Origin of the sequence: Kitasatospora sp. NPDC059817 (assembly GCF_042731835.1) — a bacterium.
Lineage (GTDB): Bacteria > Actinomycetota > Actinomycetes > Streptomycetales > Streptomycetaceae > Kitasatospora.
On sequence record NZ_JBHWIR010000404.1, the window covers coordinates 1 to 1,979 of the forward strand.

Annotated in this window: 2 protein-coding genes; one reads left to right on the forward strand and one right to left on the reverse strand. The window is 70.8% G+C overall.

The window, feature by feature from the left end:
- Positions 1–12 precede the first annotated feature (12 nt).
- Positions 13–390 (reverse strand): hypothetical protein, encoded by a 378-nt coding sequence (locus tag ACFV61_RS35760; RefSeq protein ID WP_380496344.1) that lies wholly within the window; start codon positions 388–390, stop codon positions 13–15.
- Positions 391–609: 219 nt separating this feature from the next.
- Between ACFV61_RS35760 and ACFV61_RS35765 the strand changes: the two genes are divergently transcribed.
- Positions 610–1,979, forward strand: a 1,370-nt coding sequence (locus ACFV61_RS35765) for an LCP family protein (protein ID WP_380496346.1), incomplete at its 3' end; no start/stop codon positions are given.

The window sequence follows — 1,979 nt, forward strand, 5'->3', positions numbered from 1 at the left end:
GGCCACCACAGCTCACTTGCGGCGGCCGAAGATCCGCTTCGCGGCGTAGACGATGCCGACGATCAGCAGCACGAAGAACAGGATGATCAGGATGACCACGACGATCAGGAACTTGCCGAGCTTGGCGAAGAAGCCCGACTTCTTCTTCTCGTCCTTGGCCGCGAGGTGGGCGGCCGGCGCGGTCTGACCGCTCCGGGTGCTGACGGAGACGGCCGGGCCCGCCGCCGGGGCGGCCGGGCCGGTGCCGGTGACGGAAACGGTGGTGGCGGCGGCCGCGACGGGCCGGGGTGCGGCCGTCGCCGTCGCGCTCGACGCCGCGGCGGTGAGGCCGACGGCGGCCAGCAGTGCCACCAGGGCGCCGGCTATCGAACGTGCGATCCGGTGAGTCATCGTGCTCCTCGTACGGGTTCTGAGCAGCACAGAGGAGCCTGGCCGACCGGATCCGCTGGTCTGACCAGGTGGTTTTCTCATCTGCGCCTAGTATGCTCCACTGAGTTTCTACAGCGGTGTAAAAGTTTAGCGACGGGCCTGCCCGGATCGGCTCCGGCCCCGGCCACGCACGCCCGCCGGTCCGACGGGGGTTTCGTGGCAACTGTGGAGGATGACGACGTGTCTGGTCGCAGGGGTTCCCCCGGAGCCGGAAAATCGCCGCGCCGGGCAGCCGGCGGCTCGCCGGAGGGCCGCATACCCGACGGCGACATACCCGACGGCCGCACAGCCGAGGAGCGCACCGCGCAGGGCCGCCCGGCGGACGGCGGCCAGGCCGGTCGGCCGGATCAGGCAGGCCGGGCCGGTCAGGCCAGCCGTACGAGCCGGGCGAAGCCCAAGGCCAAGCGCAGCACCAAGGAGAAGGTGCTCTGGGCGACGGCCGGCTGCACCGCCCTCCTGGTCCTCGGCGGCTGCGCCGTCTACTACCGCCTGAACAGCAACCTCACCACCTTCGACGGCGACGCCCTCAGCAAGGACCGCCCGGCCGCCGCGGCGCCGGACGCCCAGGGCCGCAGCCCGGTCAACGTCCTGCTGATCGGCTCGGACAGCCGCGGCAACGGCAACAGCGACCTCGGCGGCGGCGGGGACGGCGGCGCCCGCTCGGACACCGCGATCCTGCTGCACGTCTACGCCGACCACAAGCACGCCGTCGGCATCTCCATCCCCCGCGACTCCCTGGTCACCATCCCGGCGTGCAAGCTCCCGAACGGCAAATGGACCAAGGAGCAGACCAATGTGATGTTCAACAGCGCCTTCTCGGTGGGCGACACCGACCAGGGCAACCCGGCCTGCACCCAGAACGCCGTCGAGAAGCTCACCAACCTGCGGGTCGACCACACCATCGTGGTGGACTTCAACGGCTTCGCCTCGATGACCAAGGCGGTCGGCGGCGTCGAGGTCTGTCTGCCGAACGACATCCACGAGGGCGATCTCAACCCGAACCTGGGCAAGAAGGGCAAGCTGGTCTTCCCCAAAGGCAAACAGAAGGTGGAGGGCCAGTCCGCGCTCGACTTCGTCCGGGTGCGGCACGGCATCGGCGACGGCTCCGACATCGGCCGCACCAAGCGTCAGCAGGCCTTCCTCTCCTCGCTCATCAAGGAGGTCAAGTCCCGCGGCATGGACCCGACCACCCTGCTGCCGCTCGCCGACGCCGCGACCAAGTCGCTCACCGTCGACCCCGACCTCGGCTCGGCGGCCAAGCTGCTCTCCTTCGCCATGTCGCTCAAGGACGTCAACCTGCACGACGTCAAGTTCGTGACGGCGCCGTGGCGCTACGAGGGCCCGCGGGTCGCCCTGCTCCACCCCGACTCGGACCAGCTCTGGGCCGCGCTCAAGGCCGACCGCACCCTGGACGGCCAGGACGCGAGCGCCACCGCCGCGGACTCCGCCGCGCCGGGCACCCCCGCCGCCGAGGCCACCCCCAGCCCCACCGCCACCACCCCCGTCCCGGACGCCAAGAGCGGCGAGGCCAAGCCCGCCGACGTGAAGGT